Raw genomic sequence first — 21,320 nt, 5'->3', positions numbered from 1 at the left:
GAGCGACGGAGGGAGACGAACGGAGGAAGGGGTATTGCGGCGCCGACGAAAGCGGCGCCGCGTCCGCCGGCAACGAGTGGAGTCGCAGATACCGGCGCAAGACGGCCAGTCAGGCCTGGGGTTTTCGCTAATCCAACCGGGAGGAGGAAAGGATGAATCGCGAACAACGCCTTCAGGACTACCTGCTGCGGCGGCGAGCCGTACTGAAAGGCGGCCTGGCCGCCGCCGGCGCCCTGGCGGCGCCGGGTCTGGCTGGCCGGGCGGCTGCCGCGCCGGCCGACCCGCTGCATTTCGTCGGCTGGCAATACAACCCGCAGATCGTCGAAGAGAATGTCGGCATCTTCCGCGACCTCTACGACGAGAACGTCAATTACGAGCTGGTGCCCGGCGAGTATCACGCCGTGGTTGAGACCAAGCTGATCGCCGGCCAGCACATCGACATGATGTACTCGGAAGAAGACCGCATCCTGCGCTGGAACCGCGCCGGCTGGACGCGCAGCCTGGACGGGCTGCCGGGCCTCGATGCGATCAAGGCCAACATGTATGACGTCAACGTACGCAACATGTCGCTGCCCGACGGCAGCCTCGGCGGGCTGCCCTACTACACCGGCTTCAACTCCTTCGTCTGCAACCAGAACCACCTGGATGCGGCGGGCCTGGAGCCGCCGGCCTCGTGGGAAGAGCTGATGGACCAGTGCCGCAAGCTGAAGAAGGACGGCATCGCGGAATATCCTTACATCAGCGCCTGGACCCGCCAGTGGCCGACGCTGTCGTGGAGCCTGTTCGCGATCTGGTACTCCGAGGGCGCCAAGGTGTTCGACGCCAACAACGACCCCGACTTCGGGCCGGAGTTCCGCGCGGTGCTGGAGATGCACCGCAAGATGTACGAGGAGGAACTGGTCGTCCCCGACATCATGACCCTGCAGGGCGAGGCGGTCCCGAACTTCGCCACCGGCCAGCACACCTACATGGTGGTGCACGAGTATGACCAGAAGGTGTTCAACACCCCCGACATGTCGCAGATCGCCGGCGCCTGCCGCAACGCGATCATGCCGGGCAAGACCCGCTCGACCTTCATCTGGACCGCCGTCTACCAGATGGGCGCCAACCCGATCGACGAACTGCGCGCCTGGGACCTGATGCAGTTCTTCGGCGGCAAGGCCAAGGACGGCAACTACTATGTCGCGCGCCGCTGGGCGCTGGAATTCGGCCTCGGCACGCCGCACAAGGAAGTGATCGAGAGCGCGGAGGTCCAGGAATCCTTCTCGCAGTGGAAGGACATGGCGGTGGCGACCCAGCAGCTCGAGACCGCGACCACCCGCGACGTGGCCAAGACCATGTGGTTCCCGGAGTGGGACTGGTACATGATGGGCGAGGTCCAGGACTACATCCGCGGCGAGCAGTCGACCGACGAACTGATCGACAAGCTGCACGCCAAGGCGGTTGAGGTGAAGAGCCTGTATCCCGAATAGGCGATGCGCCGATCCCGCGGCCGCCTCGGCGGCCGCGGCATCCCGTGGCCGGAATGCGGCCGGCCGTGCCGGCCGCATCCCCCGCCTGAAGCCCCGCTACCGGTGGAACAGGACCCATGACCGTCGAAACCGTGACGCCCTCGGCGATACCGGCGCGCCCCAGCCGCCGCCGGGACCGGCCGCGCCTGCTGATGCCGGTGCTGCTGACGGTGCCGGCGCTGCTGGTGGTGCTCGTCGTTTTCGGCCTGCCGCTGGTCTACTCGCTGGTACTGAGCCTGCACCGCATCAACCAGCTGACCCAGCAATGGGTGTTCGTCTGGTTCGACAACTACCTCGACATCCTGCCCAACGAGGAGTTCCTGTCCGCCCTGGGCCGCACCGCCTATTTCACCGCGGTGACCGTGATCGGCGGTCTGATCGTCGGCATGGGCATGGCGCTCGCGCTGAACTGCCGCTTCCCGGGACGCAACTTCCTGCGCAGCGCGATGCTGGTGCCCTGGGCGATGGCGCCGGTCGCGGTCGGCATCCTGTGGGGCTGGATGTTCAACGGCGAGTACGGCACGCTGAACGCGCTGCTGTTCGATCTCGGCCTGGTCGACGGCCCGGTGCACTGGCTGGCCGACGGCGACATGGCCTTCAACCTCGTCGCCTTCGTGCACATCTGGAACCAGGCGCCGCTGGCGGCGCTGCTGATCCTGGCCGGCCTGCAGTCGCTGCCCGACAACCTGCACCGCGCGGCGCGCATCGACGGCGCCGGCCCGATCGAGCGCTTCGTCAAGATCACGCTGCCCTGGCTGCGGCCGATGATGCTGCTGATCCTGATCCTGACCTCGATCAACTCGATCATGGCCTTCGACCTGTTCTGGATCATGACAAAGGGCGGGCCGGGCAGCGCCACCACCGTGTTCTCGTGGATGGGCTACGCCTACGCGTACCAGTTCTTCAAGTTCGGCGAGGGCGCCGCGATCCTGTTCGTGCTGACCATCGTCTGCCTGATCCTGGCCTGGGTCTATCTGAAGCTGTTCTTCCCCAAGCCGGCCCGCCGCGGCGAAGGCGCGACGGGCGCCGAGCGCGCCGCGCGGCTGGCCGACACGCTGGTGGTGCGGGTGGCCGACATCGGCACCGGCGCGGCGTCGCGGCTGGTGCGCCTGCCGGCACTGAACCGGACCGTGCTGTTCTCCGGCGCGACCCGGCGGGCGATCTGGCGGGTCTTCCTGGCGCTGGTGGCGGTGCTGATCTTCCTGTGGTCGTTCGGCCCATTCCTGTGGCTGGTGCTGATGAGCCTGTCGACCTCGGCCGACCTGGTGCGCAGCCCGCCGACCTCGATCCCCAGCTCGCTGACGCTGGAGAACTATCGCTTCGTGCTGTTCCCCGGCGGGGTCGAGGACGGGCAGTCCTCGATCCAGGCCACGCGCGTGCCGCGCTCGATCATGAACAGCTTCATCGTCGCGTCCTGCGTCACCGCGATCAACCTGCTGCTCGGCTCGATCGCAGCCTATGCCTATGCGCGCAACCAGCACAGCCGCACGATGAACACCACGCTGTGGGTGCTGATGATGACCCGGATGGCGCCCAGCCTGGCGCTGATCCTGCCGTTCTTCATGGTGTTCCGGGCGCTGGACCTGATCGACACCCGCACCGCGCTGGTCATCGCCTATTGCAGCCTGATCCTGCCGCTGTCGATCTGGATGATGAAGGGCTACTTCGAATCCATGCCGCCCAACCTGGAGAAGGCCGCGCTGGTCGACGGCTGCACCCGGTGGAAGGCGATCTGGAAGGTGGTGTTCCCGGTCGCGCGGCCGGGCATCGTGGCCACCGGCATCTTCTGTTTCCTGGTCAGCTGGAACGAGTTCATCTTCGCGCTGATCCTCACCGGCTCGCCCAATGCGCAGACCATTCCGGTGGTGATCGCCGGCTTCCTGGTGCAGCTGCGATTCTACGATTTCGGCCCGATGTTCGCGGCCAGTGTGCTTGCCGTCATTCCGCCGGTCGTGGTGGCGCTGCTGTTCCAGCGCTTCCTGGTCAGCGGGATGCTGTCCGGCTCGCTCAAGGGATGAGGAGGAGGGACGGATGGCGAGCGTGAGCCTGCGTCGGCTGACCAAGATGTTCGGCGACGTCACCGCGGTCGACGCGCTGGACATCGCCATCGCCGACGGCGAATTCCTGACCCTGCTCGGCCCGTCCGGCTGCGGCAAGAGCACCGCGCTGGCCTGCATTGCCGGCCTCGAGCTGCCGACCGACGGCGAGATCGTGTTCGACGACCGGCCGGTGACCGGCCTTGAGCCGCACCAGCGCAACGTGGCGATGGTGTTCCAGGACTATGCGCTCTATCCGCACATGAGCGTGCGCGAGAACATGAGCTTCGGCCTGCGCCAGCAGCGGGTGGCCGGGCCGGAGATCCGCAAGCAGGTCGAGACCGCGGCCGAGATGCTGGACCTGACCGCCCTGCTCAACCGCCGGCCGGCGGAGCTGTCCGGCGGCCAGCGCCAGCGGGTCGCGGTCGGCCGCGCGGTGGTGCGCAATCCGTCGGTGTTCCTGATGGACGAGCCGCTGTCCAACCTCGATGCCGGGCTGCGGATCAAGACCCGCACCCAGATCAAGAGCCTGCAGCGCACCCTGGCCGTCACCTCCGTCTTCGTCACCCACGACCAGGAAGAGGCGATGGTGCTGTCGGACCGGATCGCGGTGATGCGCGCCGGCCGCCTGCAGCAGATCGGCCCGCCGATGGACGTCTACCGCGACCCCGACAACCTGTTCGTCGCCTCGTTCATCGGCAGCCCGGCGATGAATTTCGTCGATGCCGACGTGGAGGCCGCCGGCGGGGCGCTGGTCTGCGGCTTCGCCGGACAGACGGTGCGCCTGCCGGCGTCGATCCTGCGCAACGCACAGCCCGGCGCGCTGCCGCGACAGGTCGTGCTCGGCATCCGGCCCACCGACATGCAGGTGGGCGGCACCGGCGAGTCCGTGCACGGTGAGGTGTTCCTGGTCGAGCCGGTCGGGCCGGTTTCCTATGTCGACGTCAAGATCGGCGCGTTCGCCGTCAAGGCCACCTGTGCGCCGGACGCCGCGCCGCGGATCGGCGAGACCGTGGCGCTGGCGTTTCCGCCGGAGCGCGCACGCCTGTTCGACGCCGACAGCGAAGCCCGGCTCTGAGGATGTGTTCACAGGGTCGAAACGCGACCCGGCAAGGGGAGGACGAGTGAGGATGGCGAAGGACAAGGTGAAGCTGGCGGTGGTCGGCGCCGGCATCTGGGGCGAGAACCATGCGATGGCCTATGCGCACTATCCGCTGGTCGACCTGGCGTGCATCTGCGACCTCGATGCCGGCCGGGCCAAGGCGCTGGCCGACAAGGTCGGCTGCGCCTGGACCACCGACATCGATTCGCTGGCCAACAGCGACATCGACGGCGCCAGCATCGCCACGCCGGACCATGCCCACAAGGCGCCGGCGCTGCGGCTGATCGAGGCCGGCAAGCACCTGCTGATCGAAAAGCCGTTCACCACCGACATCGGCGACGCCCGCGCGATCATCGCGGCGGCGGAGAAAAAGCGGACCAAGCTGATGGTGGATTTCCAGCTGCGCTGGCACCCGCAGTACATGGGCGCCAAGCACTATGTCGAGACCGGCGAGCTGGGCGAGGCGGTGATGGGTTACGCCCGGCTCAGCGACACCATCCACGTGCCGACCGAGATGCTGTCGTGGGGCTCCGCATCGGGCCCGGAATGGTTCCTGTTCCCGCATACGATGGACATCACCCGCTGGATCCTGAACGAGGAGCCGGTCGAGGTGTTCGCCCGCGGGTCGAAGCGGGTGCTGGCCGGCATGGGCATCGATGCCTATGACGCGGTCCAGGCCTCGGTGCAGTTCGAGCGCAGCTTCGTCACCTTCGAGACCTGCTGGATCATCCCGAACAGCTATCCGACCGTGGTCGACGCAAAGTTCACGCTGTACGGCAGCAAGGGCTGCATCGAGCTGGACAGCACGCCGGGCATCGCGATCTCGTCGGACCGCTACAAATACCCGTTCTCCAGCCATGCGATCACGCGCTATGGCAAGCCGTTCGCCCATTTCTACGAGTCGATCAAGTATTTCGCGGACTGCATCGCCACCGACACCGTGCCGGAGGCGACCGGCCATGACGGGCTGGTGGCCACCGCGATGATCCAGGCGACGGTCAAGTCGCTGCAGGAGGGCCGGGCGGTGAAGCTGGCCGAGCTGCTCGGCTGACGCGGCGATGGCCGACCGCGCAGACGCCGTGACGCCGGCCGCGGAGCTGGTCGCGCTGGTCGACGCGCTGGTGCCGGGCGACGGGGCATTCCCGCCGGCCAGCGCGGTCGGTGCCCAGGCCAGGCTGGTCGAGCGGCTCGACCGGCTGGTCGGGGACGGTGCGATCGGGCGCGTCGTCGAGGCCCTGGCCGCAGCGGGCGGTCCGCTGCACATGCTTTCCGGCCGGCAGCGCGCCGCGGTGCTGCAGGCCGTGCAGGCGGCGCAGCCGGACCTGTTCGCGGCGGTGCTGAAGGCGGTGTACCTCGGCTACTACGAAAGTCCGCTGGTCCACGCGGCGATCCGGGCGCTGGGTCATCCCTACAACACGCGGCTGCTGCCGGGGGGCTACGCGGTGGCGCCGTTCGACCCGGCCATCGACGCCCCGTCGCACCGCCGCGGCCGATGTCTGGCGACCGCAGACGTCGCGCGCGTCGATCTCGCCGGCCTCGCCCTTTCCGGCCGCGGAACGGCGAACGATGGCTGAGCAAAACGGCGACAGCGCCGATGTCGTGGTGGTCGGGGCCGGGGTTTCCGGCGCGATCACCAGCCTGATCCTGGCCGAGGCGGGGATCGACGTGGTCTGCCTGGAGCAGGGCGGGCGGGTGGCGCCGGGCGCGTTCCCGCACTTCGACGCGGACTGGGAGTGGCAGCGCTCGACGGCGTGGCATCCGGAGCCGAACACCCGCCGCGGCGAGGACGACTATCCGGTCGAGACCGACAGCGAGGCCACGCTGATGTGGAACGCCGTCGGCGGCTCCAGCGTGATCTACACCGCGCTGTGGCCGCGCTACCGGCCGTCCGACTTCCGCAAGGGCGACGAACACGGGCTCGCGCCGAACTGGCCGATCACCTACGAGGAACTGGCGCCGTTCTACGACGAGGCCGACCGGCTGCTCGGCGTCAGCGGGCTGGCGGGCGACCCGGGCGGGCCGGCGGTCGCCGCCTATCCGACACCGCCGCTGCCCATCGGCGCGGTCGGCCGCCGGCTGGCTGCCGGATTCGACCGGCTCGGCTGGCATTGGTGGCCGATGCCGGCGGCGGTGATCTCGCAGGACTATGACGGGCGGCCGGGCTGCAACGGCTGCGGCGGTTGCATCGCCGGCTGTCCGCGCGGATCGATGAGCAACGTCGCGCTCTCGGTCTGGCCCAAGGCCCTGCGCGCCGGGGCGCGCCTGCGCACCCGGGCGCGGGCGCTCAGTGTCGAGACCGACCGCGCCGGCCGCGCCACCGGCGTGGTCTATGCCGACCGCGAGGCCGGCTGCCGGCGGCGCGTGCGGGCGCAGGCCGTCGTGCTCGCCTGCAACGGCGTCGGCACGCCGCGGCTGCTGCTGGCCTCCGGCGACCTTGCCAACAGCTCGGGCCAGGTCGGCCGCAACCTGACCCATCACACGCTGGTCGGCACCGAGATGTGGGTCGATGCGCCGCTGGCGTCGCACACCGGCTCGCTGGGCGCGGTGATCAGCCAGCAATTCGCCGAGACCGACACCGGCCGCGGCTTCGTCAACGGCTTCAATTTCAACTGCGTCGGCATGGAAGGCGCCGGCCTGCAGTCGCTCGGTTTCCTGGCGCCCGGTGGCGCACCCTGGGGCGAGGGCCACCACGACTGGTTCCGCCGCCATTTCGGCCACGGCTTCGTTGCCTTCGCCATCGGCGACGACATCCCCCGGCCGGAGAATCGCGTGACCCTGTCGGCCGACGCGTGCGACGCCGACGGTCTGCCGGTTCCGCGCATCGAATACGCACCGCACGCGAACGACTGGGCGATGATGGCGTTCGCCAGGGAGCGGCTGCAGGACCTGGCCGGCGCCGTCGATTCGTTCGCGCACCGCACGGTCGACTATGTCGATCCGCTGACCGGCCGCTACCGGCCGCCGGCCTGGCACCTGCTCGGCACCTGCCGCATGGGCGACGACCGCGCGACCTCCGTGGTGGACCGGTGGAACCGCTGCTGGGACGTGCCGAACCTGCTGGTGGTCGACGGCAGCGCACTGGCCACCGCCGGGGCGGTCAACCCGACGCCGACCATCGCAGCCGTGGCGGTGCGTGCGGCGCGGCACCTGCGCGACAGCCGCGGCCGGGTCTAGCTGCGACCGCCGATCGCATGCAGGCAAGCGGTGCGTGGTGGCACCGGCGATGGCCGTGTATATTCGCCGTAATGAGCGAGGAAACGTATCGCCGCCGCCGGGTCTGCACGGTCACGGGCACGCGCGCCGACTATGGCTTGCTGCGTTGGGCGATGGCGGAGATCGACGCCGACCCGCGGCTGGAGCTTTGCGTGATCGCGACGGCGATGCACCTGCTGCCGGAGTTCGGCGGGTCGATCCGTGCGATCGAGGCGGACGGCTTCACCGTCGACGCCACCGTGGACATGCTGCTGGCCGGCGACAGCCCGCTGGCGATGGCGAAATCGACCGGGCTCGGCACGATCGGGCTGGCGGATGCGCTGGCGCGGCTGCAGCCCGACTGGGTGCTGGTGCCGGGCGACCGGATCGAGGCGCTGGCGGCGGCACAGGCTGCGATGCTGCTCGGCATTCCGGTCGCGCACCTGCATGGCGGCGAGATCAGCCTGGGCGCGGTCGACGACAGCATTCGCCATGCGATCACCAAGATGGCGGTGCTGCACCTGACGGCCGCCGAACCCTATCGGCGCCGCGTCGTGCAGCTGGGCGAGGCGCCCGAGCGGGTGATCGATGTCGGTGCGCCGGGGCTGGAGGCGCTGACCCGGCTGCCGCTGCTCGATCGTACGGAGCTGGAGCGATCGGTCGGCCATGCCCTGCCGGCGCCGCTGCTGCTGGTCACCTTCCATCCGGAGACGCGCGGCGGCGACGATGCGGCGGCGGCCGTCGCATGCGTGATCGACGCGGCGCTCCAGGTCGAAGGCACCCACCTGCTAGTCACGCGCGCCAATGCCGACGCCGGCGGGCGTGCGATCAACGCACGGCTGGATGCGATGGCCGCGCGCGAGCCCGCGCGGATCGCGCTGGTCGCGTCGCTCGGCCAGCAGCGCTATCTGAGCGCGCTGGCCCTCGCCGACGCCGTGGTCGGCAACTCGTCGAGCGGGCTGATCGAGGCACCGGCCGCCGGCACGCCGACCGTCAACATCGGCGGCCGCCAGGACGGCCGGCTGCGCGCGCCCAGCGTGATCGACTGCCCGCTGGAGTCCGCGGCCATCTCGGCGGCGATCCGGCGTGCGCTCGGGGCCGCGATGCAGGCCTGCGCCGCCCGCCGCGAGAATCCCTATGGCGCGCCCGGGCCGATCGGCCGCCGGATCGCCGAAGCGCTGGCCCGGGCCGAGCCGCCGCCGGGTGGCCGCAAGCCATTCCACGACATCGTCGTTCCCGACCTTCGCGACCCCTGCATACCCGGAAACCCATGAGCGCTGTCGAAGACACACCCGTATTCATCATTGCCGAGGCCGGCGTGAACCATAACGGCAGCCTGGCGATGGCGCGCGAGCTGGTGCACGCGGCCGCCGAGGCCGGCGCCGATGCGGTCAAGTTCCAGACCTTCGACACGGCCAAGCTGGTGCTGGCCAGCGCGGCCACGGCCGACTACCAGCGCCGCAACATGCGCGGCGCCGACAACCAGCATGCGATGCTGAAGGCGCTGGAACTGGACCGCGACGCGCATTTCGAACTGCGCGACCTGTGCCGGACGGTCGGTATCGAGTTCATGTCGTCCGGCTTCGACCCGGCCAGCGTCGCCTTCCTCGCCGAGGAAGTGGGCGTGGCGCGCCTCAAGATCCCGTCGGGCGAGATCGTCAACGGCCCGCTGCTGCTGCGCGCGGCGCGCACCGGGCTGCCGCTGATCGTCTCCACCGGCATGTGCACCCTCGACGAGGTGCTGGAATGCCTGAGCCTGATCGCGTGGGCGGCGCGGCACCCGCAGGGAACGCCGGCCGGTCGCGCCGCGCTCGCCGCCGTCCGCGCGGCCGCGGACTGGGCGGCGCCGCTGGCGGCCGGCACCTGGCTGCTGCACTGCGTCACCCAGTACCCGGCGCCGCCGGAGGCGACCAACCTGAGGGCAATGGCGACGCTTGGTCGGGCGACCGGCCTGCGCGTCGGCCTGTCGGACCACAGCGAGGGGCGGCATATCGCCGTTGCCGCGGTCGCGGCGGGCGCCACGGTGCTGGAGAAGCATTTCAGCCTGTCGCGCCGGTTGCCCGGACCGGACCATGTGGCCTCGCTGGAGCCCGACGAGCTGGCCGCGATGGTGCAGGAGGTGCGCGACGTCGAGAAGGCGCTGGGCAGCGGCGAGAAGGTGCCGCTCGACATGGAGCTGCGCAACCGCATCCCGGCGCGCGGCAGCCTGGTCGCGGCCCGGCCGATCCGCGCCGGCGAACCGTTCTCGCTCGACAATGTCACCACCAAGCGTCCGGGCAACGGCGTGTCGCCGCTGCTCTATTGGGACGTGGTCGGCGGCCAGCGCGCCACGCGCGACTACGCGGCCGACGAGCAGCTGGAGCCGGCGCCGGCTGCCGGCGGCGCCGGCACATGAACCTGCGTCCCGAGGCTGCCGGCCGCCTGCATGGGCCGGTCGCACGGTGAGCGGGCAGGCAAGGCCGCTGGCGATCGTCGGCGCATCCGGTCACGGACGGGTGGTGATCGATGCCGCGCGGCGCAGTGGTCAGTTTGACCTGGTCGGCCTTGTCGATGCATCGGTGCCGGCCGGCTCCATGGTGGCCGGCATCGCCGTCGTTGGACCCGACGATGCGCTCGTCGCGCTGGCCGACATGCATCCTGGCCTCGCCTGCATCGTCGCCATTGGCGACAACGCCGTGCGCGCGCGGGTGGCGGATGCGCTGGCGGCGCGCGGGCTCGGTTTCGCCGCCGTGGTTCATCCCGCCGGGGTGATCGCGGAGTCCGCCCATATCGCGCCGGGCGCCTTCGTCGCGGCCGGCGCCATCGTCAATCCCGACGCGCGGATCGGCGCGCACGCGATCGTCAACACCTGCGCGACCGTGGATCACGATGCGCAGGTGGGCGACTTCGCCTTCGTCGGGCCGAATGCGGCACTGGCCGGCGGCGTCGTGCTGGGACGCGGCGCCATGGTGGGGATCGGCGCCTGCGTCACCCCGGGCATTGTCATCGGCGACCGCGCGACGGTCGGTGCCGGCGCCGTGGTCATCCGCGATGTCGGTGCGGGCGAGCGGGTGGCCGGCAACCCGGCCCGGCGCCTGTCGGCAAATGCCGGGGCGAAGCGCCCGGCGTGACAGCGGCGTCCGCTATGCCTCGTTGCGGCGGACCGCGACCGTGTCGATCTGGACGAACCAGGTCAGCGCGCCGCCGATGGCCCCGCCGATCAGCGGCAGGTCGATGCTGCGATCGATCAGCCGCCTGAGGCTGCGCGCGCCCTCATAGGTCTCCAGCGTCCGCACTGTTTTCAGCCGGCTCAGGGTCAGGTCGGTGCACGGCCCGATCGCCCGCCGCACCATGCGCCGGTGGCGCCACGGCCAACGCAGGTACAGGTGCGACTCCAGCGTCGCAACGTCGCTGCGGAACAGCCGCAGCACGCCCATGAACAGCGGCCGCGGCAGATAGTGCAGCAGCCACGTCCGCGAGTGGGAATCATAGGGGGCCAGCCGGTGCGGCACCTGGTGATAGGCGATGCCGCCGGGGCGCAGCACGCGTGCCTCCTCGCTGTAATAGCGCTCGAACACGGCGGGGCGCACATGCTCCAGCACCTGCTGGCTGAGCACCACGTCGATGCAGGCGTCGGCAATCGGCAGGCGGTCGCCGTCGTAGATCTGGAAACGGTCGTCGGCATGGCCCAGCGCCGACCGGGCGATCCTGTTCAGCGTCGACGGGTCGCCACCGACGTCGACGCCCCGCACGTTGGTGTAGCCGAGCGCTGCCAATACCATCACGGTGACGCCCGACCCGCAGCCGTGGTCGAGGATCGCCACCTGCGCGCGGTCAATGCCGGCGAAACGCCGCTCGATCTCGGCAAGCAGCAGCGTCAGATGCTCCGGACAGGTCCCTGCGACCGCACGCGCCTCCGTGCCGAAGGCGGCCCAGGCGTCGGCGAGCGGCACGCCCCGGTCGGCGGCGTCTCGCAGGTCGCGATAGCGGGCGCGAAGGGCACTCCAGCCGGTCATCGATGGCCTTGTCTTGGCGGGTGGGCCGATCCCTTAGCATGGGTGCCGCGGCGATCCAACAGGCCCCATCGTTGCCGCCGGATCGTCCGGCGCCGTCAAAAAGGAAAAGGCGCCCAAGCGGGCACCCCCTGTCGACCCGGCACGGGTGCAAGCGGTCAGACCAGCGCGGCCAGCTCCGCCTGGTAGCTCGCGATCACGGTCGCGAGCGCGAAGCGGTCGGGCAGCAGGCTCGGCCGCATCTGCCCGTCGCCCGGCCGGCTCTGCGCGATTGCCGCGCGGAACGCCGCGCCGGCGGCGGCCAGTGTGACCGCGCCGGGCGGCGCGGCAGCGGCGACCTCGCCGATACCGCCGGCCTCAGGCGTCGCGATCACCGGCGTGCCGACCGCCAGCGCCTCCAGCGCCGCATTGGGCATCCCCTCCCACAGCGACGGCAACAGGAAGGCGTCGGCCCCGGCATAGTCCGCCCAGGGCGCCGCCGCGAAGCCGGGCAACACGACCCGGTCGCCGAGCCCCGCTGCCGCGATCTGCGCGGTCAGCGCCTCGCGCAGCGGGCCCTCGCCCAGGATGGTCAGGCGGGTGTCCGGCGGCAGGGCGGGCAGCAGCGCCACCAGGCGCTCGTACCCTTTCTGTTCCACCAACCGTCCTGCCGCCACCAGTCGCAAGCCGGTCCCGGCCAGCCGGCGCGGCGGTTCGGCCAGCGCCCGCAGCCGTCCGACGTCGACCGGGTTGGGAATGACGCGGACGCGCGACGGCGGCACACGGTACTGGGCGACGAGCTCGTCGGCGATGCGTGTCGCCGGGCACAGCACCCGGTCGGCGCGGCGGTAGAGCAGGCGCATGCCGAGCCCGAGCGCGCGCCGGACATGGCCGCCGGTGCCGCTGAGCGGCATGTTGGCCTCGCGCACCACCAGGCGGATGCGGCGCGGCAGCAGCGGCCGCAGCGCCAGCAGGCCGACATTGAGATAGCCCAGGGTGGCCAGCGCGATGTCGGTCGGCTCGTCGGCCAGCGCGCGCCGCAGGGCGGGCAGCGCGCGCCGCAGCCGGGGCTGGCCCAGCGCGGCGACAGGCACGTCGTCGGCCACCAGGCCGGCAAGCGGGCCGGCGCGGTCGAGCACGATCAGCCGCGGCGCGAAGGCGGTGCGGTCCAGCGCGTTCGCAACGGTGATCATCACCCGTTCGGCGCCCCCACCGGCGAAGGACGGCAGCACGAACGCGACACGGATCATGCGGTGGCCGCGTCCCTGACCGCGTCGATCACGCGCGCCGCGGCATCGGCGCTTAAATAGCCGTGCATCGGCAGGCTCAGCACGCGTGCGCACAACGCCTCGCTGACCGGCAGCGAACCGGGGCCGTCGCCGAAACGGCGATAGGCCGGCTGCAGGTGCGTCGGCCGCGGGTAGTAGACGGCGCTCGGAATGCCGGCCGCCTCCAGGTGCCGGCGCAACGCGTCGCGGCGGTCGGACAGAATGGTGTACTGCGCCCAGGCGCTGACGGCGCCTGCCCGGCGGGCCGGCGTGACGACCGCATCGGCGAGCCCGGCGTCGTAGCTGGCGGCGAGGCGCTCGCGCGCCGCCAGCTCGCCGGCGAAGGCCGGCAGCTTGGCCAGCAGCACGGCGGCCTGCAAGGTATCGAGGCGGGCGTTCAGGCCGAGGCGGTCGATGTCGTATTTGGCGGCGCCGCGGCCGTGCGCACGGATGCTGCGCAGCCTGTCGGCCAGTGCGGCATCGTCGGTGAACAACGCGCCGCCATCCCCGAAGCAGCCCAGCGGTTTGGCCGGAAAGAAGCTGGTGGCGGTGATGCCGGTCAGCGTGCCGACCCGCCGGCCGTCGACGCTGGCGCCGAAGCTCTGCGCGGCGTCGGCCAGCAGCGTCATGCCGGCGGCCTCGGCGACCGGCGCGAGCGCGTCGTAGTCGGCGGGCAGCCCGAACAGGTCGACCGCGATCACCATGCGTGGCCGCAGGCGACCGGCACGCCGTATCGCCTCCACCCGTGCGGCGAGGTCGGCCGGATCGATGGTGAACAGCTGCGGGTCGACATCGACGAACACCGGCGTGGCGCCCAGCAGCAGCGGCGCCTCAGCGGTCGCCGGGAAGGTGAAAGAGGGCAGGAACACGGCATCGCCCGCACCGACCGACAGCGCCATCATCGCGGCGACCAGCGCATCGGTGCCGCTCGAAAGCGCCACCGCCTGCCGCGCGCCGGCGAAGGCGGCCAATGCCGATTCCAGCTCGGCCACTTCCGGGCCCATGATGTACTGGCCGTGCCGCAGCACGGCATCCATCCGGGCGGCGATCGCCGGGCCGAGGGCGGCCTGCTGCGCCTTCAGGCCGGCGAATTCGATCGTCGGCTGGGGCGTCGGCTGTGGCGACGTCATCGGTTCACTCCGCAACGAGGCGGTCATTCGCTTCCAGCCGGTAGCGCTCGCCGGTGCGCGGGCAGACCAGGTCGGTGCCGAGCCGCTCGCCGGCACGGCTGACCCAGCCGATGCACCGGGCCGGGTTGCCGACCGCCAGCGCGTGGTCGGGCACGTCGCGGGTGACCACCGCGCCGGCCCCGACCATGGCATAGCGGCCGATGGCGACCCCGCACACCACGGTAGCGTTGGCGCCGATGGTGGCGCCGCGGCCGACGCGGGTCGGCGCGAACTCGGCCTTGCGCTCGATGAAGGCGCGCGGCGTCAGCACGTTGGTAAATACGCAGCTCGGCCCGCAGAACACCTCGTCCGCCAGCTCCACTCCCTGATAGATCGATACGTTGTTCTGGATCTTGCAGCCGGCACCGATGACGACGCCGGGGCCGACGAACACGTTCTGCCCAAGCACGCAGCGGGCACCGATACGGGCTCCCTGCGACACGTGGCAGAAGTGCCAGATGCGGGTGCCGTCGCCGATCTCGGCGCCGTCGTCGATGCAGGCGGTTTCGTGCACGAAGCGCGATGCGGCCGCCGGTGCCGTCACGGTCATCCGCCCGCCGCGTGCAGCCTGGGATGGACCTCGCCCGCGTGGGGCGTCAGGTCCATGAAGCGGATCGCGGAGGTGATCTCCACCGCCGCCCGCGCGTCCTCCAGCCCGAAGCCGCCGCCGTCGAGGATGGCGCGATAGCTCTGGGTGTGCAGGTCCTCGAATCCCGTAGAGAACTCGACCTCCTCGCCGTCGATGGCGATGGCGCGAAAGGTGCTCTTGCCCGGCGGCGTGTCGGCCGGCAGGTCGGCGCGGTCGACCGACAGGAACCAGCGCACGTCGGCCCGCTCCAGCTCCAGATAGCCGCCGGCGCGGCTCGCCTCGCGGCGATGCACCAGGTTGCGGCGTACCGGGCCGAACAGGTGGACCAGCATGTCGAAGAAGTGCACGCCGATATTCGCCGCGATCCCGCCCGACTTGCCCTCGTCGCCCTTCCACGACACGCCGTACCAGCGCCCGCGCGAGGCGATGTAGGTCAGGTCGACCTGGTGGCGGACGGTCGCGGCGGCCAACCGCTGGCGCAGCCGGACGATCGCCGGATGCAGCCGCAGTTGCAGGATGGCGTTGATCCGCCGGCCGCTCTCGCGCTCGATCTCGGCCAGGCCGTCGACGTTCCAGGGGGTCAGCACCAGCGGCTTCTCGCAGATGGCGTCGGCATGCGACCGCAGCGCAAAGCGGACGTGCGCATCGTGCAGGTAGTTCGGCGAGCAGATGCTGACGTAGTCGACCGGCGCGCCCTTGCGCCGCAGCTTGTCGATGAAGCGGTCGAAGCGCTCGAACTCGACGAAGAAGCTGGCGTCGGGGAAGTAGCGGTCGATGATCCCGACCGAATCGCGCGGGTCCAGCGCCGCGACCAGGTCGCCGCCGACGTCGCGGATCGCCTGCATGTGCCGCGGCGCGATATAGCCGGCCGCGCCGATCAGGGCGAAACCGGGCCGTGTTGCGCTGCTATCGACCAACCTGTCGCTCCCGCCAGCCGGTTTCGTGCGCCCTGCAGTTCTCGGCCAACGCGCGGTCCAGGGCATCGACACGCTCGGTCAGGATTCGGTCCAGCCGCTCGGCCGCCGTCGCACCCGGCGCCACCCACCAGACCGGATGGGTCAACAGCTGCAGGGCGCGCCGCGCGCGCACCGCGTCATGGGCCAGCGGGGGACCATGATACCAACCGCCGTTGGAGTCGCTGCAATAGCCGATCGCCTCGAAGAACCGCGGCTCGTAGGCGTGGCGGCGGCTGCCGATCGGCCGGTCGAGGCCGCGCAGGGCCGGGGCCGGGCGGTGAAAGCTGACCAGCCGGACCGGCTGGCCCAGGATGGCTTCCAGCTGCGCGCATTCGTCGGCGCAGGCACGATCGAGCGCGGCGATCTCGCCGGGATAGAGCGCGGCATCGAAATGCAGACCGATCTCGTGGCCCAACGCGCCGAGCTGCTGCAGGCCGTCCCGCGATGCGGGCGACCACGCGTTGTAGAGTTCGCTGCGCAACAACACGAAATAGCTGGCGGCAATTCCCTGTGCGGCCTCGGCCTCGCCCATCGCCACCGCGCAGTCGACGGACATGTCGATATCGTGGCGCAGGATCAGGTCCGGCCGGTCGGGCTCCGCGTCGAGGAAGCCGCAGGCGCGATAGCCCAGCCCGGCCAGCTCGGTCAGCAGCGCGACATAGTCGTCCAGGTTGCCCGGCACCGGCGGCGCGGCGGTCATTGCCGCCGCTCCGCCGCGCGCGCGTCGCGGATCTCGTTCCAGAGCGCGGCCAGCGCGCCCGCCTGGCGGGACGGATCGCACAGCGCGGCGACGCGGGCGCGGGCCTGCGCGCCGAGCCGCGCGCAGAGCGGCCGGTCGTGCGAAGCCGCGGTCAGGGCGGCCGCGGTCTGCCCGGCATCGAAGCCGTCGAACAACCAGCCGGTCGTGCCGGTCTCGACGAAGGTGGCATCGGTGCCGAACGACATCACCGGCACGCCGGCCGCCATCGCTTCGATGATGTCGCGTCCCCACGGGTTCGCCTCGCGCGTCGGCTTGATCAGCAGGTCGAGGCCGGCCAGCACGGCCTCCGGCGCATCGACATGGCCGAGAAACTGGAAACAGTCGGCCACCCCGGCCGCGCGCGCCTGGGCGGCGAGCGCGCCGCCGTCGGGCCCGCCCATGTCGCCGGCGACGACGAAGCGCACGCCGGCGCGGTCGCGCGCGTCCATCGCCGCCGCGATCGCGACCAGGCGGTCGAGTCCGCGACCGGGCGAGTAGTTGGCAAGCACACCGATGCGGAACCGCCCGTCGTCGCACAGCGCCGGGTGCGGCGCGGCGGGACTGTCGGCGATCGCGACCGGGTTCAGGATCACCGCGTGACGCGCCGGCAACGGCGCATGTGCGGCGAAGGTCGTCCGCTCGTTGGCGGTGATGAACACGGCGGCGTCGACCGCGCGCCGGACCACGCCGCACTGCCAGCGGGCGAAGGCGGAGCGATGGAGGTTGGTGCGGATGTGCATGGTCAGCGGCAGGTTCGGCCGGCGTCGCCGCAGCCAGCGTGCCAGCCAGAAGGTGGCCTCATGATTGAAATGGACCACGTCGGCAGCGTCGGCGGCTTCCAGCAGGTCGGTGCGGAAGCCGCGGCTGCGCGGCCAGTCGACGGCGAAAAAGCGGACGAATACCGCCAGGTTGCGCGAGAATCGCGGCAGGGCGCTGACTTTGGGCAGGTCGGGCCGGACGCGGCTGGCGATGCCCAGGCCGGCGTAATGCTGCTGCAGCCAGCTCGCGCGGCGCATCCACACGGTCGGCTCGACCCGGCTGCGATCGAGGTGGCCGAGCGCGATGGCAAGGCTGCGCGAGGAGCCGCCGTGGCCGCCCTCGATGTCAAGGCAGAGCACCGCCAGCGGCCCGCTCATTGCCCGCGGATCAGCCGCGCGGTTGCCGCGAACCCGATCCGGAACAGCGCGTCGACCACCGAAAGCCCGGGCACGAACGGAGCGCCGCCTTGGTCGTAGGCCGGGAACTGCGTGTCGTTATAGGCCAGCGCGATCCCGGACCGGGCGAAGGTGGTCTCGTCCTGATACTTGGCGCCGCCGCCGCCGGACAGATAGATGCGCCCGCCGGCCGCCGCGACCAAGGCGGCCAGTCGTGCATCGCCGGCGCCGTCCGCGCAGCCCATTTGCGAAGACAGTCGAAACTCCGGCGCAAGTCCCAGTCGGTCGGCGAGCGACCGGATCATGCCGATGTTCGCGTCGGCGATCGTATCGGCGGCCGCCGCATCGACGAGCGCGGCCAGCACCGGGAACACCGTGTCGAAATGCGGAGCGTCGCGATAGTAGGCGCGCAGCCGCTCGCGGTGGGCGCCGCGCCAGTCGCCCGGCGCGATCATCGTGCGGCAGATCGGCTGGCCCAGCGACGCCGAAACCGGCACCGTCAGCCAGCGCGCCCGCCCGCCGGCCAGCACCCTGACCCGGTTGATGTAGCTGCCCTTGGAGAATTGCGCATCGTCGAGAAATACGAACACGTCCGCCCGCGCGACCTTGCGGAAATAGCCGAGCCAGGGCAGGTGGTTCGGCTGATGAATGGCGACGGTGGGGGTGTCTTTCACCGTCGCAGATCGGCGATCATGCGCTGGACGTGGGTCGCAAACGGCGCCGGTGAATAGCCGATCTCGCGCTGCAGTCGTGTGCAGGAAAGAACCTCGTTGCGGCGATGTGACAGCGTTGCGGCGACCGCAATCTCACTTGCCGACCCGGCGATGCGGCGATGCGCTCGGCCATTTCGCGTAGCGTCATGGTCTCGGCGCCTGCCACATTGAATATGCCGCTGGGCGGCGGCTCTTTGTCGAGCAGCCCGACGATCGCGTCCGCGACATCGTCGACGAACGCGAACCGAAACCGACTTTCAGGCTCATTCACCGCGAGAGGGTCGCCGGCCAGCGCGGCGCGCAGCACTGGCGAACACCGCGCCGCTCGTCCGTCCGACGCCGTGCACGCCGGCGAGCCGCAGCACAGCGACGGCCATATCGCCGCGCGCGGCATGCGCAGCTTGCTCGCCTGCCAGCTTGCTCCAGCCATAGGGCGACCGGGTGTCGGCGTCGACGTCGCTTCGCACGCCGCGTCCTCCTTTCGGTCGGTTCCGTACACGGCGATCGACGAACAATAGATGAAGCGGCGGCAGCGTGCAGCGGCCGCCGCGGCTGCCAAATTTGCGGTTGCGCAGACGTTGTCACGTACCAGCGCGGGAACGATCCCTGGGTCTGTATCCGTGCTGATGCGCGTACGCGCATGGACCACGGCCTCGAACGGCTCGAACGCGAACAGGGAACGCACGAATTCGGGCTCGGCGAGGTCGCCTGCAACGTTGTTCCTGGCGTTCGCGATCCGCGGTGTTTCGCGCCCACCGACGGCGAGGACCTCGCATTCCGCGTGTGCAGCCAGGGTGTTCGCGAGGTGCGCCCCGACAAAGCCGGAGGCACCGGTGACCAGGACACGCTTCACTGCCGTGCGCGCAGCGCTTCGATCAGCGCAGCCGCGACCCGGTCGGCATCGTCGAGCGGCATGTCGGCGAACATGGGCAGGCAGAGCGATCGCGACAGCGTGGACTCGGTCATGCGCAGCCGTCCGTCATCGAGATGGCGGAACAGCGGTTCGTGGTGCAGGGGCCGATAGATGCGCTTGGTCGCGATGCCGTGCCGCTGCTGCAGCGTGCCAGCGATTGCGTCGTAGTCGACGCTCGGGTCGAGCAGCGTGACGTAGTGATAGAACGAGGGCCTGCAGTTCTCGGGGAGCGGCAGCACCCGGATTCCCGGTTGGTTCGCCAGCGCCGCGTCGTACCGCGCCGCGAGCGCGCGCCGGTGGGCGAGCTGCCGCGGCAGGTCCTGTAGGTGATGCCAGGTCACACATGCGCGAATTTCGTCCAGGAACCAGTCGTTGCCCAACTCGACGATGTCGCCGCTGGCCGGGTCTTTGCCGAACATCCGGACCCGCTCGGCAAACAGCTTCAAGGCCTCGTCGTCTGTGGTGAGCATCCCGCCGGTGCCGCCGGTGACCACCTTGGTCGGGTAGAAGCTGAACACGCCGACGTCGCCGAGAGAGCCGGCGGTGTGTCCGTCGATCTCGGCGCCGTGGGCGTGGGCGGCGTCCTCGATCAGAAACAAGCCGTTGTCGGTGGCGAATCTCCGGATCTCCCGCCAATTGCTGGCGATGACCCCGGCCAGGTGCACCCATATGATGCCGCGCGTGCGCGGCGTGAGCTTGCGTGCGAGATCGTCGAGATCGAGCGCCAGCGTCTCGGGGTCGATGTCGACGAGCACCGGGGTGGCGCCGGCCATCATCACCGCACCAACGTCGGTGACGAAGCTCCCGGCCGGAACCAGCACCTCGCCGCCGGCGGCCTTGAAATGCATCAGGCTGATCAGGATCGCGGTGGTGCAACTGTTGACCGACACCGCATGACGCGTTCCGCACAGCTCCGCGAAGCCCCGTTCCAGCCGATCCTTGTAGGGGCCCATCATCAGCGTGCCGCCGGCCAGGATCGCCTCGATGTCGGCCGTGATCCGACCGCGCACCGCCGCCGGGAAGCTCGGTCGATAGAAAGGGATGGCTGGTCGGGTCACGCTCTCAGGTTCCGCTCGGCAAACTCGGCCCTTTCGTTGCCCGGCGGATTGCGCAGCGGCTCCAATTCCTCGGGAAACAGCAGAATCGACGTTGCCGGAAGGCGGGCGAGCCATTGGGCGGCCTGCTCCTCGCGCCCGGCCTCGTCGCCCAGCAACACCACGACGGGCGTCTCGACGACGACATCGGGATCGCCCGCCACACCGACGACGTTCGCGCCCGGGTGCGATGCACGCCACCCAGCGGCGTCGTCAGGGCTGCCGGCCAGCGTCAGCGGCGTGTCGTCGACCGGGCGCGGCAGCATGAACCGGTGGGACGGATGATCGGGCGACAGCACCGCTTCGGCCAGCATCGCGTCCAGCTGGCGCTGCAGTTCATTTGCGATCGCCTGGTGGAAATGCCGCGAGAAGTGCCACTGGTCGATCAGGCAGCTGCTGGCTCCGCCATGCGACTGCATCAGCGCGTGCGTGTCGAACCATCGGGCGCCGAGAGCGTCCGAGATCGGTCTTACGGCCGCATTCACCGCGGCGAGGCAGTCGCCCCATTCCGGAATGCACTGGTAATGTCCGGCGTAGTGCAGTCCGTCGAGGTGCGTGGCTGGCGGCATCGGCAGCGCCATCCAGACGACGGCGCGCCGCCGCCGGCGGAAATACGAGATCAGCCGTTGCTGTCGGCCGGCATAACGCGCAGGCGAGACGGATAGGGCCCCGGCCTGGAACAGTGCGGCGAGCCGGCGCGAGCTGTAGGTCAGGTCCAGCTCCGTGCCGCTCTTGCTGCGATGGCGTCGGAGCTCGGCCTCGGCCCATTCCAGGAAATGGCGCTTGTTGACCAGGGTCTCCCAGATCCCGTCGAGAAAGACGCACGCGGCTGGGTCGGTCAACGCAATTCGCAGGCAATTGCTTTCGACGTTGCCGCCGCGGAAATGGTCCGGCACGTGCACCACGTCCCAGG

Annotated in this window: 20 protein-coding genes; 9 read left to right on the top strand and 11 right to left on the bottom strand. The window is 70.5% G+C overall.

Annotation, left to right across the window (positions count from 1 at the left end; genetic code table 11):
• Positions 1–152 precede the first annotated feature (152 nt).
• The 9 genes from R3F55_07950 to R3F55_07910 all read left to right on the top strand — a co-directional run bounded on the left by R3F55_07950 (position 153) and on the right by R3F55_07910 (position 10,951).
• Positions 153–1,472, top strand: coding sequence for an extracellular solute-binding protein (locus R3F55_07950; protein ID MEZ5667352.1), 1,320 nt, complete (start codon positions 153–155; stop codon positions 1,470–1,472).
• Positions 1,473–1,588: 116 nt separating this feature from the next.
• Positions 1,589–3,529, top strand: coding sequence for an ABC transporter permease subunit (locus R3F55_07945; GenBank protein ID MEZ5667351.1), 1,941 nt, complete (start codon positions 1,589–1,591; stop codon positions 3,527–3,529).
• Between the two features lie 13 nt (positions 3,530–3,542).
• Complete coding sequence (locus tag R3F55_07940) at positions 3,543–4,625, top strand: ABC transporter ATP-binding protein (GenBank protein MEZ5667350.1); 1,083 nt, start codon at positions 3,543–3,545, stop codon at positions 4,623–4,625.
• A 52-nt stretch (positions 4,626–4,677) separates the two neighbouring features.
• Positions 4,678–5,700 carry a Gfo/Idh/MocA family oxidoreductase gene (locus tag R3F55_07935; protein ID MEZ5667349.1) on the top strand — a complete coding sequence of 341 codons (1,023 nt, stop codon included), beginning with the start codon at positions 4,678–4,680 and terminating at the stop codon, positions 5,698–5,700.
• A gap of 7 nt (positions 5,701–5,707) precedes the next feature.
• Positions 5,708–6,223, top strand: a complete 516-nt coding sequence (locus tag R3F55_07930) for a hypothetical protein (protein MEZ5667348.1) — start codon at positions 5,708–5,710, stop codon at positions 6,221–6,223.
• Positions 6,216–7,823 (top strand): GMC family oxidoreductase, encoded by a 1,608-nt coding sequence (locus tag R3F55_07925; GenBank protein MEZ5667347.1) that lies wholly within the window; start codon positions 6,216–6,218, stop codon positions 7,821–7,823. The genes R3F55_07930 and R3F55_07925 overlap by 8 nt, the downstream gene beginning before the upstream one ends.
• A gap of 71 nt (positions 7,824–7,894) precedes the next feature.
• The gene (neuC, locus tag R3F55_07920) at positions 7,895–9,115 is read left to right on the top strand and encodes a UDP-N-acetylglucosamine 2-epimerase (protein ID MEZ5667346.1); all 1,221 of its coding nucleotides are present in this window, start codon (positions 7,895–7,897) and stop codon (positions 9,113–9,115) included.
• Entirely contained in the window at positions 9,112–10,236 is a 1,125-nt protein-coding gene (gene neuB, locus R3F55_07915) for an N-acetylneuraminate synthase (protein ID MEZ5667345.1), read from the top strand. Before neuC ends, neuB begins: the two co-directional genes overlap by 4 nt.
• A gap of 46 nt (positions 10,237–10,282) precedes the next feature.
• Positions 10,283–10,951 carry an acetyltransferase gene (locus R3F55_07910; protein MEZ5667344.1) on the top strand — a complete coding sequence of 223 codons (669 nt, stop codon included), beginning with the start codon at positions 10,283–10,285 and terminating at the stop codon, positions 10,949–10,951.
• 12 nt (positions 10,952–10,963) lie between these two features.
• Here R3F55_07910 and R3F55_07905 read toward each other — a convergent pair whose 3' ends face one another.
• From R3F55_07905 to R3F55_07855, 11 genes are all read right to left on the bottom strand, one after another.
• Entirely contained in the window at positions 10,964–11,836 is an 873-nt protein-coding gene (locus R3F55_07905; protein MEZ5667343.1) for a class I SAM-dependent methyltransferase, read from the bottom strand.
• A gap of 155 nt (positions 11,837–11,991) precedes the next feature.
• A complete protein-coding gene (locus R3F55_07900) occupies positions 11,992–13,062 on the bottom strand; it encodes a glycosyltransferase (protein MEZ5667342.1) in 1,071 nt (356 codons plus the stop codon).
• Positions 13,059–14,210, bottom strand: coding sequence for a DegT/DnrJ/EryC1/StrS family aminotransferase (locus R3F55_07895; GenBank protein MEZ5667341.1), 1,152 nt, complete (start codon positions 14,208–14,210; stop codon positions 13,059–13,061). Before R3F55_07895 ends, R3F55_07900 begins: the two co-directional genes overlap by 4 nt.
• A 4-nt stretch (positions 14,211–14,214) precedes the next feature.
• Positions 14,215–14,799, bottom strand: a complete 585-nt coding sequence (locus R3F55_07890; GenBank protein ID MEZ5667340.1) for an acyltransferase — start codon at positions 14,797–14,799, stop codon at positions 14,215–14,217.
• On the bottom strand, positions 14,796–15,755 hold the full coding sequence (locus R3F55_07885; protein MEZ5667339.1) for a Gfo/Idh/MocA family oxidoreductase: 960 nt from the start codon (positions 15,753–15,755) through the stop codon (positions 14,796–14,798). Before R3F55_07885 ends, R3F55_07890 begins: the two co-directional genes overlap by 4 nt.
• Positions 15,745–16,494, bottom strand: a complete 750-nt coding sequence (locus tag R3F55_07880) for a hypothetical protein (GenBank protein ID MEZ5667338.1) — start codon at positions 16,492–16,494, stop codon at positions 15,745–15,747. Before R3F55_07880 ends, R3F55_07885 begins: the two co-directional genes overlap by 11 nt.
• Positions 16,491–17,669 carry a glycosyltransferase family 4 protein gene (locus tag R3F55_07875; GenBank protein MEZ5667337.1) on the bottom strand — a complete coding sequence of 393 codons (1,179 nt, stop codon included), beginning with the start codon at positions 17,667–17,669 and terminating at the stop codon, positions 16,491–16,493. Before R3F55_07875 ends, R3F55_07880 begins: the two co-directional genes overlap by 4 nt.
• Positions 17,666–18,361 (bottom strand): WbqC family protein, encoded by a 696-nt coding sequence (locus tag R3F55_07870; protein ID MEZ5667336.1) that lies wholly within the window; start codon positions 18,359–18,361, stop codon positions 17,666–17,668. Before R3F55_07870 ends, R3F55_07875 begins: the two co-directional genes overlap by 4 nt.
• Before the next feature lie 16 nt (positions 18,362–18,377).
• Entirely contained in the window at positions 18,378–19,253 is an 876-nt protein-coding gene (locus tag R3F55_07865; protein ID MEZ5667335.1) for an NAD(P)-dependent oxidoreductase, read from the bottom strand.
• Positions 19,250–20,371, bottom strand: coding sequence for a DegT/DnrJ/EryC1/StrS family aminotransferase (locus R3F55_07860; GenBank protein MEZ5667334.1), 1,122 nt, complete (start codon positions 20,369–20,371; stop codon positions 19,250–19,252). The genes R3F55_07865 and R3F55_07860 overlap by 4 nt, the downstream gene beginning before the upstream one ends.
• Positions 20,368–21,320: hypothetical protein (locus tag R3F55_07855; GenBank protein MEZ5667333.1), on the bottom strand; the 953-nt coding region annotated here is incomplete at its 5' end. The genes R3F55_07855 and R3F55_07860, both read right to left, overlap by 4 nt.

Source organism: Alphaproteobacteria bacterium (assembly GCA_041396705.1).
Classification (GTDB): domain Bacteria; phylum Pseudomonadota; class Alphaproteobacteria; order CALKHQ01; family CALKHQ01; genus CALKHQ01.
This window is presented reverse-complemented; position numbering and strand designations above follow the sequence as displayed.

Bases quoted from the DNA above. Each gene is read 5' to 3' on its own strand.
- R3F55_07950 (MEZ5667352.1), top strand. From the start codon at position 153: ATGAATCGCGAACAACGCCTTCAGGACTACCTGCTGCGGCGGCGAGCC.
- R3F55_07945 (MEZ5667351.1), top strand. From the start codon at position 1,589: ATGACCGTCGAAACCGTGACGCCCTCGGCGATACCGGCGCGCCCCAGC.
- R3F55_07940 (MEZ5667350.1), top strand. From the start codon at position 3,543: ATGGCGAGCGTGAGCCTGCGTCGGCTGACCAAGATGTTCGGCGACGTC.
- R3F55_07935 (MEZ5667349.1), top strand. From the start codon at position 4,678: ATGGCGAAGGACAAGGTGAAGCTGGCGGTGGTCGGCGCCGGCATCTGG.
- R3F55_07930 (MEZ5667348.1), top strand. From the start codon at position 5,708: ATGGCCGACCGCGCAGACGCCGTGACGCCGGCCGCGGAGCTGGTCGCG.
- R3F55_07925 (MEZ5667347.1), top strand. From the start codon at position 6,216: ATGGCTGAGCAAAACGGCGACAGCGCCGATGTCGTGGTGGTCGGGGCC.
- neuC (MEZ5667346.1), top strand. From the start codon at position 7,895: ATGAGCGAGGAAACGTATCGCCGCCGCCGGGTCTGCACGGTCACGGGC.
- neuB (MEZ5667345.1), top strand. From the start codon at position 9,112: ATGAGCGCTGTCGAAGACACACCCGTATTCATCATTGCCGAGGCCGGC.
- R3F55_07905 (MEZ5667343.1), bottom strand. From the start codon at position 11,836: ATGACCGGCTGGAGTGCCCTTCGCGCCCGCTATCGCGACCTGCGAGAC.
- R3F55_07900 (MEZ5667342.1), bottom strand. From the start codon at position 13,062: ATGATCCGTGTCGCGTTCGTGCTGCCGTCCTTCGCCGGTGGGGGCGCC.
- R3F55_07895 (MEZ5667341.1), bottom strand. From the start codon at position 14,210: ATGACGTCGCCACAGCCGACGCCCCAGCCGACGATCGAATTCGCCGGC.
- R3F55_07890 (MEZ5667340.1), bottom strand. From the start codon at position 14,799: ATGACCGTGACGGCACCGGCGGCCGCATCGCGCTTCGTGCACGAAACC.
- R3F55_07880 (MEZ5667338.1), bottom strand. From the start codon at position 16,494: ATGACCGCCGCGCCGCCGGTGCCGGGCAACCTGGACGACTATGTCGCG.
- R3F55_07875 (MEZ5667337.1), bottom strand. From the start codon at position 17,669: ATGAGCGGGCCGCTGGCGGTGCTCTGCCTTGACATCGAGGGCGGCCAC.